The 16,095-nt window shown below is 60.1% G+C and carries 9 protein-coding genes; 5 read left to right on the top strand and 4 right to left on the bottom strand.

Annotated features, from left to right (window positions below; translation table 11 throughout):
• Positions 1 to 37 precede the first annotated feature (37 nt).
• Positions 38 to 826 (bottom strand): siderophore-interacting protein, encoded by a 789-nt coding sequence (locus ACQ4OE_RS20830; protein WP_430947745.1) that lies wholly within the window; start codon positions 824 to 826, stop codon positions 38 to 40.
• On the bottom strand, positions 823 to 1,443 hold the full coding sequence (locus ACQ4OE_RS20825; protein ID WP_430947744.1) for a PadR family transcriptional regulator: 621 nt from the start codon (positions 1,441 to 1,443) through the stop codon (positions 823 to 825). Before ACQ4OE_RS20825 ends, ACQ4OE_RS20830 begins: the two co-directional genes overlap by 4 nt.
• 520 nt (positions 1,444 to 1,963) lie before the next feature.
• Here ACQ4OE_RS20825 and ACQ4OE_RS20820 point away from each other — a divergent pair.
• The 5 genes from ACQ4OE_RS20820 (at position 1,964) to ACQ4OE_RS20800 (ending at position 7,641) form a co-directional block, all read left to right on the top strand.
• Positions 1,964 to 2,449, top strand: a complete 486-nt coding sequence (locus tag ACQ4OE_RS20820) for a CS1 type fimbrial major subunit (RefSeq protein WP_430947743.1) — start codon at positions 1,964 to 1,966, stop codon at positions 2,447 to 2,449.
• Positions 2,450 to 2,557: 108 nt separating this feature from the next.
• The gene (locus ACQ4OE_RS20815) at positions 2,558 to 5,080 is read left to right on the top strand and encodes a TcfC E-set like domain-containing protein (RefSeq protein ID WP_430947742.1); all 2,523 of its coding nucleotides are present in this window, start codon (positions 2,558 to 2,560) and stop codon (positions 5,078 to 5,080) included.
• 27 nt (positions 5,081 to 5,107) lie between these two features.
• Positions 5,108 to 6,343, top strand: a complete 1,236-nt coding sequence (locus ACQ4OE_RS20810) for a hypothetical protein (protein ID WP_430947741.1) — start codon at positions 5,108 to 5,110, stop codon at positions 6,341 to 6,343.
• Positions 6,344 to 6,377: 34 nt separating this feature from the next.
• Entirely contained in the window at positions 6,378 to 7,118 is a 741-nt protein-coding gene (locus tag ACQ4OE_RS20805) for a molecular chaperone (protein ID WP_430947740.1), read from the top strand.
• A gap of 31 nt (positions 7,119 to 7,149) precedes the next feature.
• Positions 7,150 to 7,641, top strand: a complete 492-nt coding sequence (locus tag ACQ4OE_RS20800) for a CS1 type fimbrial major subunit (RefSeq protein WP_430947739.1) — start codon at positions 7,150 to 7,152, stop codon at positions 7,639 to 7,641.
• Positions 7,642 to 7,758: 117 nt separating this feature from the next.
• Here the strand turns inward: ACQ4OE_RS20800 and ACQ4OE_RS20795 are convergent, their stop codons facing one another.
• Together ACQ4OE_RS20795 and ACQ4OE_RS20790 are read right to left on the bottom strand one after the other, a co-directional pair.
• A complete protein-coding gene (locus ACQ4OE_RS20795) occupies positions 7,759 to 12,804 on the bottom strand; it encodes an NEL-type E3 ubiquitin ligase domain-containing protein (protein WP_430947738.1) in 5,046 nt (1,681 codons plus the stop codon).
• A 157-nt stretch (positions 12,805 to 12,961) separates the two neighbouring features.
• Positions 12,962 to 16,072 (bottom strand): transglycosylase domain-containing protein, encoded by a 3,111-nt coding sequence (locus ACQ4OE_RS20790; protein WP_430947737.1) that lies wholly within the window; start codon positions 16,070 to 16,072, stop codon positions 12,962 to 12,964.
• Positions 16,073 to 16,095 lie beyond the last annotated feature (23 nt).

Raw genomic sequence — 16,095 nt, 5'->3', positions numbered from 1 at the left:
GGACTCTTTAGAGAGAAGCCCCGCTCCCACACGGTTCTCAGTCCTCTTCGGAGGTGCCTTCGGCGCGCCAGTAGCCGACGGCTTTGATGAGCTGTTCATCCAGCCCATGCTCATCGATCAGCACCCGGCGAATCTGCCGTGACACCTTGGTCTCGGTGGCCACCCACGCATACAGATTGCCCTTGGGTACCTGCAACTGCTTCACCGTGGTCAGCAGGTTGTCCTTGCCACCTTCGCGCAGCACCCAGATCACATTGACCTGCGCTGCACTCTCCAGCACTTGTTGCTCCGCGCCGTTTTCCACTTCGATCACCACCAGCGCCTTGCGATTGGCCGCCAGGCCTTCGAGGCGGCGGGCGATGGCGGGGAGGGCGGTTTCATCGCCGATCAGCAGGTAACTGTCGAAAATGTCCGGCACGATCATCGAGCCGCGTGGCCCGCCGATGTGCAGAAACTGGCCGACAGTGGCCTGTTCCGCCCAGGTCGACGCAGGGCCGTCGCCATGCAGGACGAAATCGATGTCCAGTTCCAGCGCATCCAGGTCATAACGGCGCGGGGTGTAGTCGCGCATCTCCGGCTTCGGCCCGTCGTCCTTGCCGGCGCCAAGCACCATGGTTTCCAGCGCAGCGGTCTGTTCGGCGTTCTGCGGGAACAACAGTTTGACGTGATCGTCCGTACCGAGGCTGATAAACCCGGCCAGCTCCGGCCCGCCGAGGGTGATGCGGCGCATGCGTGGGGTCAGGTCGATCACGCGCAGCACTTCGAGCTTGCGGCGTTTGATTTCGTGCATCACGCGGTGAATGGTTTGGGTATCGACTGCAGTCATTCGGCTTTCTCCGAGGCAGGTTGAACGGCAGGGCCGTCGACGATGGCTTTGGCGGTGTCGTTGAGCAGGTCACGCACACGCAGGATTTCTTCCGGGCTCCAGCGCCCGTGGTGCATTTGCAGGGCATGGCGCAGGTTGTGCACCGCCTCGTGAATTTCCGCCGGCCGATCATGGCCGCGCAGCGAACGTTTGCTGACATCGATGCGCATGCGTACGCCATCGAGCGCCACGGCTTGTTCGCTTAACGACAAGCGCCCGGCCTCAGTGACGCTGTAGCGTTTTTTACCGCCCTCGGCGTCGCCGGCAATCAGGTCGCTTTCTTCGAGAAAGGTCAGGGTCGGGTAGATCACACCGGGGCTCGGGCTGTAGGCGCCGTCGAACATGCCTTCGATCTGGCGGATCAGGTCGTAACCGTGGCACGGCTGCTCGGCGATCAGTGCCAGCAGCAGCAATTTCAGATCACCGGGGGCGAACACCCGGGGGCCTCGACCGCCGCGTTCGCGACCGGGGCGTTTCTCAAAACCGTCGCGGCCGTCGCCGCGTTCGCGACCGGGGCGTTTCTCAAAACCGTCGCGGCCGTCGCCGTGTTCGCGGTGGGGGGAATGATGGTCTCTCATTTTTTGCTTTCTCTCTCGTCGTGTTTAGATACAACGTAAGATATATCTTATGGATTTCGCAAGGCGTTTTTGTCAGACGCATCCTTCAGGCGACGAGCGGTGACGGCGCACGAACAGACGGCATGACCGGCAAATCCACAGTTTTTTCTTTCAATTGCTTTTGCCGAGGATTAATGTCCGGAAAGTTAAAGCTATCGCTCTATTAATTCGCCGCTTAGATGTTATCTCATGCAATTAGCCTGTATTTATTAGTTGTAATCCCTGTATGGTTTTTCCATGAAAACTGTATGTAAGGCGAAACTTACAGTCACCGTTTTCGATCTGGGTTTTTCGTTCTTTTTTCCGGCGTATTGCGAGGGCGTTTAACTACGCGATCGTCGGAAGTTGCCTGCTTACTTTCTTGAATTAAAAGTTGATGATGCCTCGGCGTTGAAAGTCCAAACCAACACGGCTCAATTCAGGCAGGCGTTGTTTGAACTTTCAATGATCCGATCCTCATCAAGAAAACAGGTACTGAACGATGTTCAAGAAACTCGCAATCGCCGCTTCGCTCGCAGGTCTGGCCATGAGCTCCTCGATGGCTTTCGCTGTAGAACCGTATCCGCAGGTCATCAACGTCCGCGCCTTCGTTCCGACCTCGCTGTTCGTGATCAAACCGCAGAACCCGGACTTCGGCCGTGACGAGGTCATGAGCCAGCTCGACAGCGGTGAAATGTCCACCATCGACCACATCTTCAACCTCAAGCACACCGACCCGAAAGGCTCGATCAACGCGCTGATCGACGGCACTGCATCGCTGTACAACGGCCGTGACAATATCCCGCTGACCGTGTCGGTCGGTGGTATCGAACTGGGTAATACCACGACCGAAATCGTCAACGAAATCGAGTCGGTGCCGGGTGTGCAACGTACCCTGCGCATCAAGGCCGCCACCCCTCAGGCGAACCAGAACGGCAACTACACCGGCAGTTTCGCGGTGGTCTTCGAGCCGGTTATCAAACCCTGATCATCGCCGCTGTTGAATAAAGCGTTAATTGTTCAATAGTCGCACCCGGCGGTTATCCAGTGATAACCGTCGGGGCTCGACTTCTTATGTAACCTGGATATCAAGATCATGTTCCCGATGACGCCCATCGCGGCCGCGCTCGCGCTTTTTTTATGTGCCAGCGCCGTGGCCGCAACTAACGACAACGGCACGACACCGCGCAGTTTGCTGGCGCAGGCCAAAGGCTTGCCGGCGGATTTCGAAGAGCACTTTTTCGACGTGCCCTTGGCGGTTCGAGTGGAGCGTGATCAACAGTTTCTCGGTGAGGCGATGATCGTATTGAGCAAGGATGATCGCGTCACCCTGCTGGAATTCACCGACGTTGGTGACACCCAGATCCCCGCCGTAGAGCGCGAAGCCTGGGCCGCGTATCTGCAACAAGGTGCCCCGCTGGGTGCTTGCCAGAGCAATTGCCCGGAACAGCTGATCGCGCTGCACTACAACCTGCAAAGTTCATTGCTGTCGATCGCCACGGAAAACGCCGAGCGCGACAGCGCCGCCGCGCGTTATTACGAACTGCCGGAAAACGGCAGCACCGGGCTGATCGTGCGCAACCAGTTGAACCTCAACGGTGGTCAGGATCAGGACCTCGGCGGGCGTTATGGCCTGGAGGCCAGCAGCAGCCTCGGCAACTGGACCCAGCGGCTCAATCTGCAACTGGCGCGCCTCGGCGATCCCGACGACACCCTGTACCACGCCGTGCACGAGTTGTTCGCCCAGCGTGAATTGCCCGGCACGTTTCTGCGCCTCGGTTATTTCACCCCCGGCTCCGATGGCCTGACCCGCCAGTTGCGCACCTTCGGCGCCAGCCCCGATACGGCGGTGGGTCTGATGTACGGCAGTTCCGACAGTCTGGCAGTCAACAGCCCGACGCCGAGCGTTTACCCGATTTACGTCACGGCCAACCGACAGGCGTCGGTGGAGATTTATCGCAACGGTTTGCTGCTCAACACCCAAGCTGTCGCCGCCGGTTTGCAGACCCTCGACACCCGGCCATTGCCGGGCGGCATCTACGAAGTCGAAGTGCGCCTGATCGAAGACGGCCAGATCACCTCGACGACTCAAGAACTGGTCTACAAACCGACCAACTGGCGCAATCACGATGAACGCTGGCGCTACAGCCTGTTCGCCGGCCAGGAAAGCAAACTGCTGAGTAATTGGGACGAGCAGGCCAGTGGCGACACCACCGCCGGTGCGGCGCTGAATTACTTGCTGCATCCACGGGTGATTCTTGGCCTGTCGGCGCGGCAGATTCAGGGCAAGCAGCAATACGGTTCGTCCATCGACTGGAACCTGCTCGACAGCACCAGCCTGTACGCCAACGTTTATCAGACCGAAGAACACGGCACCGGCATGGACCTGCAAGCCATGTACAACTACGGTTCCGGCAGTCTGTTTGCCACTCACAACCGCAGTTGGCTGGACACTACCAACACCTATGAAACCCTGCCCGACGGCACCCGTGTACGGCAGCGCAACGTGTTCATCGGCCAGACCAGCAGTTCATCGCTGGCGCTCAATCATCGGCTCAACAGCAAGAATTCCTTCAACGCCCGCGTCTCCTACAGCGAGGGCAATGTTTCCGGCACCGCGCTCGATCTGGGCTGGTCGCAGCGCACGGTGTTGTTCGGCAGCGATGGCAACTGGCGCTTCTCGGTGTTCGATCGACCGGGCAGTTACAGCAGCGGCGATGCGCGCAATCGCGGGGTCGATCTGAGTGTCAGCATCGCCCTCGGCGGGCCGGGTGAGCAGTGGTCCGGCAGTCTCGGCACACGCACCTCCCGTGATGGCGGCCGCGACAACAATGGCTCGCTGTCTTATCGCAAGACCCTGCAGGATCACCTGCTGCAAAGCGTCTCCGTCACTGCACTGGCGGACACTTACGGCGTGGGCCTGTCGGGCATGACCAATTTCCAGAATGACCTGGTCAATGGCGATGCATTTTTGCAGCGCTCCTCGTTCAACGGCGATTACACCGGTGGCCTCAACCTCGACAGCACCGTCGCCGTCGGCGGCCAGCGCGTGGTCATGACCAGCCAGCAACAGACCGCTGGCGCCGGGATGATCATCGACGTGGAAACCGATCTCGACGAGATCGCCCTGCGCGCCGACGACCTCAGTGGCGGCAGCGCCACCTTGCGACCGGGGCGCAATTACGTGCCGCTGACCGCTTACAAGAACAGCTCGGTCAGCTTCGATTTCGAAGGCAATCACACGCCCTCCGCGAGCATTCAGCCGGCGCGGGCGCGCTATCACCTGAACAAGGGCGGCGTCGATTACCGCAAGATCACCGTGAGCAGGACCTTCACCGTGCTCGGTCGCCTGCTCGACCCGCAGGGGCTGCCGCTCAAGGGCCACCACGTGATCAATCATGCCAGCCGTGGTGTGACCGAAGTCGACGGGTTTTTCTCGATGGAAATGAACGCGTCGGCGCCGACCCTCGAAGTGCGGCGCGGCGAGAATCTGCTCTGCCAGTTCCGCCTCGATACGGCGAACGCGCGCAGCGAAAACAATGTGCTGATGATCGGCGATCTGCGCTGCTCGGCGGACACCCTGGCAGAAAATCTGCACACCAGTGAAAAGGCGGGTTGAATGATGTACGGCAGCGGTAAAACTCGGATGCAACGTTGGTCGGCAGGTGTTTGTCTCGGCGTGTTGGCGGGATTACTGGCGAATCCGGTGGCGGCGGCAAGCCATGAACTGACCGCGGTGTTTCGCCCGGATCCGGGCAATCCGATGGTCAACAAGTTCAAGAACACCACGCCGATCAGCTCGGTGTGCCTGGGCCACATTCCAGCGCAATGCCAGCAGTTGGGCATCTTAAGCCTGCGTGACAATTCGTTTCGGGCTACAGCGAATGCACCGATGCCTGCACATTTCATTGGCGAGCCTGATGCGCGCAAAGGGGCGATGTTCAAAGTCCCGTCGGATTGGCGCCGGGTGCAGGTGACCCACAAGGAAACCAACGAAGTCGAGACGGTGGAGGTGCGGATCGCCGGGATTGGTGTCACCTGGTACGTACCCCATGTCGGTTACTGGCAACTGCCCGGGAAAAACTGGGACACCATGTGGCGCAACAATCCACCGTCGCCTTGTCAGCGCACCGGTTTTCTGGCTGCCAGCGTCAACTCCGGATGGTTTTTCTGGATCGTGCCGGAAAACGCCGGGGCCTGCACGATCACCCCGGGCAAGGAAATTCCACAACTGCGCTACAGCTTCATGGAATACGCCTACGAACTGCGTACCCCCAATCCGCTGGGCATGTCGACCGGGCAATACACCGGCAGCATCACCTACACCATGATGCCCGGCGGGGACTTTGACTTCGGCGACCTGATGATCCCCGATGACAATCTGCAGACCTTCAACTTCACCCTCGACGTGGAGCACACGCTTAAGGTCGAAGTCCCACCCGGTGGCAATCGCGTCGAGTTGCTGCCCCAGGGTGGCTGGCAGGCGTGGCTGCAGCGCAATCGGCGCCCGGAGCGTCTGTTCCGCGATCAGACCTTCAACCTGTCCGCTTCCAGCCGTTTCAAGATGCGCCTGGAATGCGAGCACACGGACGGCGGCGATAACTGCTCGATCTATGAACCCTCCAGCGGTCACGCCGTGCCGTTGAACATTGCCGTGACCTTGCCGGCCAACATCACCGACGGCGCCGGGCAACCGGTCAATCGCCGGCGCTTGGTGCGCAGCGGCAGTGGCACCGAGCTGTTTCTGCCGGGGCAATACATCGACCGCAAACCGGGCACCTTGCACTTCGAAGTTGGCAGCAAAGACGTCGAAGAGATGCTCACCGGGGTCAGCAAGACCTACCGTGCCAACGTCACCGTCATCTGGGATTCGGAAGTCTGACCCGCTCAATGTTCAGCATAAGGAGATCAATCACATGAAATTTCGATGGGCATTGCTGTTGGCCGGCGTCTTGCCGCTGACCGCTCACGCCGTTCCGGCGATCAATGTCGGGGTGGTTTACGACTACCTCGACGCCGACAAGAGCACCTACCTGAAACGCGTGTTCAATGGCGGCGACAGCACCGCATTCGTCAAGGTCAACATCCTCGAAATCGTCTACGACGGCGACGGCGCACCGCGGGAAGTACCGCTCACGGCCCAGACCGACAACCGCGTGCGCGACGGTTTGCTGGCCAGCCCCGCGCGCTTGATCGTCCCCGCCAACGGCATGCAGGGCACGCGTCTGGTGTACATGGGTGAGCGCGACAAAGAGCGTTACTTCCGCGTGCGTTTCGTTCCGGTGGTGCCGGAAAAGGAAGACGAATTCGCCGTCTCGGCCGATGAGCGCGAGGACTACAAAAAGAGCCTCAATGCCGGGGTCAATGTGTTGGCCGGTTACGGCACGGTGTTTTTCGTGCGGCCGGCGCAAACCCGCTTCAACAGCGTGATCGACAACGGTGCCGGGCAATACCGGATCAGCAACCAGGGCAATTCGGTGGTGGTGATCGACGAGTTCCGTGACTGTTCGGCCAAGAATGAAACCGACTGCCAGCCCACCACCAAGCACCATATCCTGCCGGGTCGCACCTTCGAGTTCGCCAAGCAGAGTGGCCGCGAGTACAGCTTCACGGTGATCGAAGGCAAGGACAGCAAACCTCTGGAGATCAAAGGATGACTACGCAACGCGAGCGGGCAAGGTGACCAGCATGTTCAAGGCCATTCCCATGACCCTGTTGCTGCCGCTGCTGGTTCTCGCCAGCGAGCGGGCGCAGGCTATCAGCGAGCGTGAAACCTTCGAGGTTTCGGTGACGATTCCGACGGCGGAGTTCTTTGTGCTGCCGTCGGAGCCGGACTGGATTCATCTGGAACAGAACCTGCCGTTCAATCCGGATTCCGGACAGTTCACGCCGCTGCGCAAGAACTTCGATGTGAAGAACAGCAACGGCGCGATCTCTGCACGGATAGCGGCCGAGCCGTACCTGAGCAATGGCAATGGCAGCGACAACATCCCGCTGATCGTGACCTTCAATCAGAAACGTCTGAGTCTCGATGCGGATCAGGTGGTCAGCGATTTTGATGCTCGCCCCGGCAAACGGGTGCGCCTCGAAGTGGCGGCCGATCAGCCGCCGGAGGGCGGTTATCGGCCGGGTCATTACTACGGCAGCGTGCACATGATTTTCGAGGCGTTGGCGCCGTGAACGCTATGCACGTTCAATCCCGTGGGGAAGCCGTGTCACTCAAACATCGCGGTGACCTGGTCCGCCGGAGCAGGCACCGCTCGCCTCGAAGGGTTGCTCAGTCTCGCCGCTGACCGATCAGAGGCCTGCCTCTTTCAGCGCCGCACGGGTCAGTCTTCTGCCCAGCTCTTTTTTCTGTTCACCCAGGTCAATGGAGATTTGCCCGTAGGCTTCTTCGGTCATCGCGGCACCGGTGAAGATCAGGCTTTCACTCACGGGAATCTGTTTGGCGAGGGTGGTCATTTGCTGGCGTAAGGAGGCCTTTTGCGCTTGCGCCATATCGGCGGCGTCTGCCCATTGCTCCTGTGCACGGCGCAGATCCTCCAACTGCCCGATCTTGTCCTGAAAGGTCAGAGCATTCTGCTGGTATTCGGCAGGGTAAGCCTCTTCGAGAAAGCTCGACCAGATCGACAGATCCAGCATGCGATCGACCAGTCCGTCACCCTGTTCATCGGCGATGACCTTGTCGTACGCACGATCAATGGCTTGCTCGCTGACCTGCGCGATTTGCCGATACAACATGTTTTTCGACTGCCAGGGCAGACCCAGACGTTCCGCCAGATTGGTTTCATAGGCCATGTGCACTTCGACCTCATCGGCGCGTTGCGTACGCGTAAGCATGTCGCTCCTGGCGATTTCACCCACCGCTTCAAGGCGGGCGGCGCCGCGTGCCAGCGTCACCATTGAAGTTTGCAGTTCGGCGGCGGTGGTCGCTGATGAACGGGCTTCCGAGGCCAGCACTTTGATCCCCATGTTGTTGAACAACTGCGCCCCGGCATCGGCGCAGCTCGTCGGCGAGGTGCTCATGAGGAACAGTTCGTCGCGAAGGTTGTGGTCGAGATAGCCCGCCTCGATCGTGCGCCACACCCGATCGGACAAATCCATGCGCGGCTCTCCATCGGCGAGGTAATCGGCCGATTGCCTGAGCTTTTCGATGACTTTGAAAAAGCCCTTGGATTCGGGCTCCGTTGCCAGATCACCCCAGGCTTCCTGCCGGTAAGTGCCGAGGCCGGCGTGGTTGTGCCAGACCCGGTCCTCATAGACCGGCCAGCGAGCCATCTCCTTGTTGGCTTTGGTGGAATAAAAATGGTGTGCATTGAAGCCGACGGAGGTTCGATAAGCCTCGTAGGCGAGCCGGTTTGCATCGGTGAGATTGAGGGTGAAGATCCGCGTGCGGGCAATGATGAACGCCTGATCCGAGCCAGCGGGAACGTCGGGGATTTCGGTGATCGGGTTTTGCTGCATGTCGAGGAAGAAACTCCTCGGCCGCCGATGATTGAAAATGCCTTCCGGCCAAGTTTGTATGCCGGTGTTGTTCAGGCTCAGCACTTTGAGTCGCGGCATGCGCCCGATGTTGATCTGTGCACCGAGCGGGTTGTCGTCAAGGCGCAGAATTTCCATACGGGTCAGGTGGCGCAGGCGCTCGACATCCTCTGGCTTCAAGCGAATCTTGTTTTCGCTCAAACGCAGGGCTTCAAGGGCCTGCATGTTGCTGATGGATGCGGGTAAGCGCGGCAGCTCGCAGTTGCGTGCACTGAGTTGCCGCACATGACGAAAGTCGTCGAGCAACCCAGTTTGTTTTGAGCGCAGACGCACGTTGTCGACGTTCAGCGCATCTATCTGTTTCGCGTATTTTTTTTGCTCCGGCAGCTTCTTCCACCAGCGTTCGAGGTCGTAGCCGGGTACTTCGCTGGACAAGTCCAGGGCGTAGCCGGCCTGCGAGTGGATGGGCTGTTTACCGAACACTTCGCTGCGCCGTTCGAAACATTCCAGCATCTGATCGGCGAGGTATTTACCACCAGTCATGATGAAGTCGGAACTGTGCATGCCCCAGTCGACGATGTGATCGAACAACCAACTGTTGAGGGTATCGCGCAGCTCGCCGAGTTCTTGCTCCAGTCGCATCAGGGTCTCACTGGCGTCGCCTTGGTCGGTGAGGGATTTGACGAAAAGGCTGACCTCGCGCGGACTGAAATGCGGGTACAGATCGGCTACCCGCTCATCCAGCGTGCGCGGTGATCGCGACAGCATCGGCCCGCGCAACAGCAGCAGATCCTGCGTCGGTACCGGGGGCGGTGGATCGCGTGGGTCGAGGGCGATGCGCCGTTCGAACGGGGGCTCGAGTTTCACCATCACCCATTGCTTGAACATCGCGCCCTCACGGGGCAGATAACCGAGGTTTTGACGTTGCTCATCCGGCAGGGCTTGCAACACGGCGCGGTAAAGATCCGCCGCTTCGTGAAGCCGTGTGTTGGCCGGGTCGCGGACTTCATAGGTGTTGCCTGTGCCTTTGACCAGAATGCGCACGACCTTTGCCTTCGCCGGGCCGGCCTTGCAGATCAGCTCACCGTCGAAGCGATCCTGGCGAATTTCCAGGCGCACCTCGCCCAGCGCATCGCTGTGAATGCGCAGGGCATTGAGCACCAGACGCTCGGTGTCGGCGCTGATCAACGCGTCGCGGTAAAAGCCTTCATAGCTGCGCGCCGTGCGGGTTTCCAGTTGCAGTTCCTGAGCGATGCGCTTGAGGTGCAGGGGCAGGCGCGCCTCATCCTCGATGACTTTGCGTTCGGATTCGCTGGCCAGAGCCAGCAGGTTGTCGATGCCTTGCGCGGGGATCTCGGGGAACGCGTTGCGCACGATCTGGTTCGACGCTTTGGCGGTGTCTTCACGGCTGGCGTAGTCGGCATCGAAGAGTTTTTGCCGCTCGCGCTCGGCTATCTCGACAATCCGCTGGCGCAGTGCCTGGGTGCGCGTGGCGAGCGAGCCGACCGGCGTGCCTGGCGGCTGATCAAGGATCACCGCCGTGCCGTTGTGGTCCAGTGTCGCCATCACGGTGCTGAGCAATTCGCCGTTGAGCAGCTGACGCTCCTGCAATTGCACAATGAGTTTCTTGCCGGGCGGGGACAGGGGTTCGCTGTGCTCCCAGAGCTGCTTGCCCGCACCGTCGATGACCCGCATCGAGGCATTTTCCGGCCACATACCGTGCTGCGTCATGATCTGTAATTGGGTGACGGAGTCGGCTTTGCCGTACACCGCCGGGTCATCGCTGCGCATTTGCTCGATGAAGGTCTCGATGCTGCGGTCGATGTCCAGACGGATCAAGGTGTCGTTAAGCAACACAGGTGGCTGGCGATTTTCCACGTACATGCGGCGCAATTCACCGGTATCCGTGCCGCTGATCTGTCGGGCGGTTTGCAGTTCGATGTCGCTGAGGGCGGCAGCGGACGGGCTGAGCCGGCGCAGCAACATGGCGTCTTCCCACGTGCGCGGTTGCTCGGTTTCAATCGCGTAAGCCCCGGCACCGTTGAGCCTGACTTCGGGCATGTAGGCGTCGGCGCGTTGCGGGTGCTGGATGCGGTGTCGGCCGGTTTTGCTATCCCGGGCGACTTCATAATGCTGCTCATCGACGCGCAGAATCTGCTTGCCGCCGAATGGGTGAAGGCCGTTGGCCTCGGGACGGGCCGCGGTTGCCAGGCCAACGTCCTTGAGCTGGTAGGGCTTCAGATCAGGGTTCCATAAACGGGTTTCACCACCGGCCATTTTCACCGGCAACAGGCCGTCGACGAACGCCGAGGCTTTGTTGAGCAACGGCTTGCCGGCCTTGAAACCAGCGACCATGGCAGCAGCTTGTGCCACTTGATCCACAACGCCCACCAGATGATCGATAGCGTCTTTCCACTGACCTTCGGCAAGGTCGACCACGCCGGTGATGACCTCTGTGCCGAGCTGGAACGCGCTGTACGCGAGCATGATTTCGCCCAGCCCGGGGACGAACGGAGTGGCGACCATCAGTGCGACATTGAAGATGTCCCAGGCGATTTTCGCGAAGTTGTCCCACCACGCCTTGCGTGCGTGACTGTCAGCGTCCGCTGTGGAAATGGCAATTTCGCGGGCGTCTTTGAGCACCTTGTCGAGTTTGCTTTGAAACAAGTGCGCCGCCAGATCACCGGTGAACGCCGTGCGCACAAACTGCAGGTCGGGCTGTTCCACCGGGCTGTCGCGCCAGGCGGGGCGCTGATCGGGCGCAACATCCCTGTGAAAGGTCGGCGTGGTCAGTCGCGATTGCAAACCCGCAAAGAAATGGCCGCGCTGCTGTTGATCGACAAACTGGCTGAAGAACTGCCGATAGCTGATCTGCGATGACGGTGCGGTTTTGTTTTCGCGCAATTGTCGCGCCAGCTCACGAATGAAGGCTTTCCATGAGTCGTATTGCTTGAACGGGTGTTCGGGATCGTGGGGCACGTAGACCACGATCGGGTCGTCGCCGGTCGCCTGTTGCGTCACCGGGCCAAACACCACGATGCCAGTCAGCAGGGTGCCCAGCAGCGACAGATCGCAGGCTTCAGTGACCTTGCCGAGCAGGGTCAGGCCGGTGTTGCCCGCCATCAGGCCCGTGACGACCGAATGCGCGTTTTCGCTGATGTCGCCCTTGGCCAACGCCATCGCGGCGGCGTTCGCGAACATCGATTTTTCATTGGCTTTGAGTGTGTTCTTCAGTTCCAGCCGGTCTACCACCCCGATGGGCTTGAGGGCTTGCTTCAAGTGCGCCTGGTATTGCTTGCCGATGTCCAGTTCGCGGCACAGGGTCATGAACTGTTTGATGGTCATGTTGCGCTGGATATTTTGGATAGTGAACTGCCCGCGGGCATCGGGCTGACTGGTGAACGCCGAGTCCTTTTCGATAAAGGACTCGCCCACGGCAAAGTTGTGCAGGGCTGCATCCAGTAGCGAGACGCTGCGAGCGGTTATACCGCCCAATGGATCAGGCAGCCCCCACGAACCATTTTTTGGAATGTAGAGCAGCAGGTGCGTGGTTCTGACATCAACGTTCACCGCGTATTTTTCCCGCAAGGCGCGGCGCAGCAAGGGTTCGGCAAAGGTTCGCGCATCCTGGGTCTGGACCAGGGCTTCATCGGCCGCGTTCTGGGTGATCCACGCGGCCTTGTTGCTCTCGTCGAGTTCGGGGCTTGCAACGTGCCACGGTTCAATCTTGCGTGAACTCCGGGCCAAGGCCTGGATACGTTCCGGGGCGGCGGTCTGAAAGTGGTCGCCGATGGTTTGTTTGAGCAGCGTGAAGTGTTTGCTGGTACCTGCAGCGTTTGCAGGCAGCGTTGATACCGACATCGTGATCATCCTTGAGTCTCGATAGGGATGATCAGGCTAGCGCCGTCGAGGATGAAAAAAACGCGCAATTATCAGCGGATCAAATACGCCATTGCTTGTTGGACTGATTCAAAATCAGCAACAGAAAAATAGCCGGCTACCACCGTTTTACCAAAGCCTATCGCTGCGCCACTTGAGTGGGCTGGCAAGCCGTGTCGCTGCCTGGTTGCAGATAAGAGGTGAGAATCGGCGCCATGCCTTTGAGCACCTGCACGGGCAACGCCGAAGTGAACTTGAAGTTCTCCGCCGAGCGCCCCGGCACGAACGCGGTCAGCGTACCGAAGTGGTGATCGCCGATGTAGAACACGAACGTCGCCGTGCGGTTGATTGATTTCGAGCTGAGAATCCGCCCGCCGGAGCCAATGGCTTCGATGCGGTTGTCGCCGGTGCCGGTCTTGCCGCCCATGGCCAACGGCGTGCCGTCGGCCAGTTTGAAACTGCCCGAAACCCGTTTCGCCGTACCGGCATCGACCACTTGCGACAACGCCTCACGCATGGCGGTGGCGACTTCCGACGGCATCACCCGTTTGCCCACATGCGGGTCGTTGACCAGTTTGGTTTCGTAGGGCGTGCCTTGGGCAAAATGCAGGCTGTCGATGCGCAGGGTCGGCATGCGCACGCCATCATTGAGGATCGTACCGATCAGCTCGGCCAACGCAGCGGGGCGGTCGCCGGAGCTGCCGATAGCGGTGGCCAGCGACGGCACCAAATGGTCGAACGGATAACCGACTTTCTGCCAGCGCTGGTGAATCTCGAGAAACGCCTCAATCTCAAGCATGGTGCGGATGCGGCTGTCGCGGGCGCCCTTGTGCTTGCTCTTGAACAGCCAGCTATAGACTTCCTGACGTTCGAACTGGCTGGCCTTGACGATATCCTTGAAGGTCGCGTCCGGGTGTTTGAGCAGGTAGCCCATCATCCACAGGTCCAGTGGGTGCACCTTGGCGATAAAGCCCTGATCGGGCAAATCGTAGCTGCCGGGGCCGTAGGAATCGTAGAGGCGGATCAGCCGGTCATCGCTGAGTTTCTCGGTGAGCTTGGCGCCTTTGAGGTGCGCGCGCACGAAAGTGTTGAAGTCTTCCTGACTGGCTTCCGGCAGCAGGTACCGATGCACCGCCGCCATGCGGATCGGCGTCGGGCGCATGCTGTCGAGGAAGGTGTCGAGACGTGCCTGGGTGTCTTTGTTGCGGTACTTCTTCCAGAACTTGAGCAGGAAAGAGGTGCCTTCGCGGTCGGCGAAACTGGCCAGGTATTCCTGCCGGCGCGGGTCGCGATCATCCTTGAGCAGTTCGGCGCTGCTGTTGGGGCCCGAGTAGGTGACGTAGCGCACCACGTCGCGCATCAAGCGAATGAACGGCAGGTTGATCGACTCACGCAGAGCGTCGCGCAAGGTCGGCAGGCGCCCGTTGTCTTCCTTGCGAAAGTTATGGAAGGTGTGCAAACCGCCACCGGTGAAAAACGCCTCGCCGGGGCTGGCCGAGTATTTGCGGTCGAGCGCTGCACCGAGCATCTTCGACAGGTCGTGATCCTTGTTCTGGATCAGGTAGTCGATGACCCACTGGCTCAGGCGATCCTGATCGGGCACTTCGACTTTCTTCAATTCCGGCACGCTCATGGCGCCATATTTGTCGTGCAACTCGGCAATGATTTGCAGGTAGGTGGTGAGCACGCGCATCTTCGCCGTCGAGCCCAGTTCCAGTTTGCTGCCTTCGTTGATGTCGAACGGCTGGTCGGTGCTGTCGGTCTGCACTCGCACCCGCGAGCCGTCCGGGGTCAGTTCGAACAGGGTGAAGCTGTAGCGCACTTGCGTGGTGCTGGTCGGCGTCAGCAGGCGTTCGCCGAGCAGGCCGATTTGCGCGGCGAAGGCCGGGTCGGCAAGTTTCTTCAGGTAGTCGGTGGCTTGGGTTTGCAGGTCACCCTGCAGCGTGCTGGTGGCCGAGAGATCGAGGCGATCGAGGTCGTAGAGCGGACGATTGAGCATGCTCGCCAAACGGCTGCGGGCAACGCTGATGCCCTTGTTGGTTTCAATCGGCTGAATGGTCGGCTGGGTCTGCCAGTCGCGATAGGTAACCTTGCTTGCCAGCGCGGCATCGGCCAGGGCGCCGTCGATCACACCGTTCTGTTTGAGCAGGCGCAGGTGGCTGTCGGTGAGGTCGGTGAGTTCTTCGCGGCCCTTGTTCAAGTAATGCGAAGGACGGCGCTGAGCGATCATCAGCGAGAGCATTTCACGCAGGGCCAGGCCTTTGTCGGCCATGGTTTTCGCGTCGGTGGCCGGGCTGTTCAGTTGCTCGTTGGCCTTGGTGAAGTCGCTGCCGTACCAGACCCGTAAACCCTCGGCCATGCCGTGCACTTCGCCATGGCCCGGCACCGCTGACAGCGGCACGCTATTGAGGTAGTCACGAACAATGTTCTGCCGTGCGCCGAGGGTTTGCGGGCCGTCCTGATAGGCGCGCACGCTGGCGGACATCATCTGCCGCAGCTTCTCCGCACCGGACACCGTCAGGCCGTCAGGCGAATGCCGGTATTTTTCCAGTTGCGTGGCCAAGGTACTGCCGCCGGCGGACTGGCCCGGCAGGTGCAGCAATTTTGCCACCTGCGACCACGCCGCCATGCCGAAGCGCGGCCAGTCCACTGCCGGGTTGGCCAGCGGTTGTTTGGGATCGAGCAGAAAACGGTTTTCGATGAACAACAGACTGCTGACCACCACCGGCGGAATGGCGGCGAAGTTCGAGTACAGCTGCTGCGGGTAGTTGTATTTGTACAGCGGCGCGGCCCGGCAATCGGTGATCGACAACCCGGCCTGAATCTTTTCGGAGTAGGGCACGAACAAGCCCTTGTCGGTGTAGCTGAGCAAGGCCGGAGAAAAGCGTGTCTGCTCGGTGACCACGTAATCGCGTTTGAGCAGGCGCGGCAGGAATTCATCGAGAGAGCTGTAGCCCAGACGCAAATCGAACGGCCCGTTGCCCGGATAACGAATCGCTTCGCTGGGGCCCGGTTCCAGCTTGTAGGTCAGCGCGGCGGCGTACTGGCTCAGTTCCCGTGACTGAAAGCGTGAGGTGCGCATTTCCTTGGACGCGGCGAGGCCTACGACCACCGCGATGATCACCAGCAACAACCAGAACGCCTTCCAGCCGTGCCGGCGACGGCGGGGTTTTTCAGGGGGGGACGCTTCATCCATACGTTCAGTCGGAACCACGGTTTTACTCGAATCGGTTTGCCACAAAGCGCCCATAGTCGATTGATCCATTCACGCAG

Source organism: Pseudomonas sp. WC2, from assembly GCF_050586545.1.
In the GTDB taxonomy this organism is placed as follows: Bacteria; Pseudomonadota; Gammaproteobacteria; order Pseudomonadales; family Pseudomonadaceae; genus Aquipseudomonas.
This window is presented reverse-complemented; position numbering and strand designations above follow the sequence as displayed.

Bases quoted from the DNA above. Each gene is read 5' to 3' on its own strand.
- ACQ4OE_RS20805 (WP_430947740.1), top strand. From the start codon at position 6,378: ATGAAATTTCGATGGGCATTGCTGTTGGCCGGCGTCTTGCCGCTGACC.
- ACQ4OE_RS20825 (WP_430947744.1), bottom strand. From the start codon at position 1,443: ATGAGAGACCATCATTCCCCCCACCGCGAACACGGCGACGGCCGCGAC.
- ACQ4OE_RS20800 (WP_430947739.1), top strand. From the start codon at position 7,150: ATGTTCAAGGCCATTCCCATGACCCTGTTGCTGCCGCTGCTGGTTCTC.
- ACQ4OE_RS20790 (WP_430947737.1), bottom strand. From the start codon at position 16,072: ATGGGCGCTTTGTGGCAAACCGATTCGAGTAAAACCGTGGTTCCGACT.
- ACQ4OE_RS20820 (WP_430947743.1), top strand. From the start codon at position 1,964: ATGTTCAAGAAACTCGCAATCGCCGCTTCGCTCGCAGGTCTGGCCATG.
- ACQ4OE_RS20810 (WP_430947741.1), top strand. From the start codon at position 5,108: ATGCAACGTTGGTCGGCAGGTGTTTGTCTCGGCGTGTTGGCGGGATTA.
- ACQ4OE_RS20815 (WP_430947742.1), top strand. From the start codon at position 2,558: ATGTTCCCGATGACGCCCATCGCGGCCGCGCTCGCGCTTTTTTTATGT.
- ACQ4OE_RS20830 (WP_430947745.1), bottom strand. From the start codon at position 826: ATGACTGCAGTCGATACCCAAACCATTCACCGCGTGATGCACGAAATC.
- ACQ4OE_RS20795 (WP_430947738.1), bottom strand. From the start codon at position 12,804: ATGTCGGTATCAACGCTGCCTGCAAACGCTGCAGGTACCAGCAAACAC.